Annotated in this window: 1 pseudogene; it reads right to left on the bottom strand. The window is 75.2% G+C overall.

Annotation, left to right across the window (positions count from 1 at the left end):
- Nucleotides 1-652: pseudogene (locus FV223_RS31070) on the bottom strand (hypothetical protein); the annotation flags it as partial.

Genomic DNA, 652 nt, shown 5'->3' with positions numbered 1-652 from the left:
GCGCTCGGGCGAGCCGCCGGTCATGCCGGCATCGCGCCCGCTCCTGACGCCACCGTTGGCGCCACCCCTGTCCTCGCTCTTGCCGCCGCCCATCGTCTCCGAAGCGTTGCGGATGCCGCCCCTGCCCTGGCCGCCGCGCGCATCCTGGCCCCGACGCAGGTCGGCGTTGCGCTCGGATCCCCGGTCGGCGCCCGTGTCGCGCTCGCCGGCGTTGCGCCGGTCGGCATTGCGGAAGCTGCGATCGTCGCGGGTCTCGGTCCGGGTGGAGCGGGTCCGCACGTCCGTGCGATCCTGCCCGCGGAAGCCGACGTCGACGCTGCTGCCGCGACGCTCGGTCGTGGTCACGCTGAGGCGACGGTACTCGGGCGATCCGTACAGCACCCGCTGCCCGCGGATGGTGACGTAGCGCTCGCGCGGACCGGTCTCGCGGACCGTGACGAGGCGACGGTATTCCGGCGATCCGTACAGCACGCGGTGGCCGCGGATGGTGACGTAGCGGACCCGCGGGCCGCCCCGGCGCTCGACCGTGACGAGGCGGCGATACTCCGGCGAGCCGTACACCACGCGCTGGCCGCCGACGACCACGAACCGGCCCTCGCGCCGGAAGCCGCCGCTGACCCGCTCGGACCGGAAGTCGGTGCGGGGCTCGCGC

The sequence above is a fragment of the Methylobacterium sp. WL116 genome, from assembly GCF_008039455.1.
Lineage (GTDB): Bacteria > Pseudomonadota > Alphaproteobacteria > Rhizobiales > Beijerinckiaceae > Methylobacterium.
The sequence above is the reverse complement of the archived record's forward strand: the minus strand, read 5'-3'. Positions and strand labels throughout refer to the sequence as shown.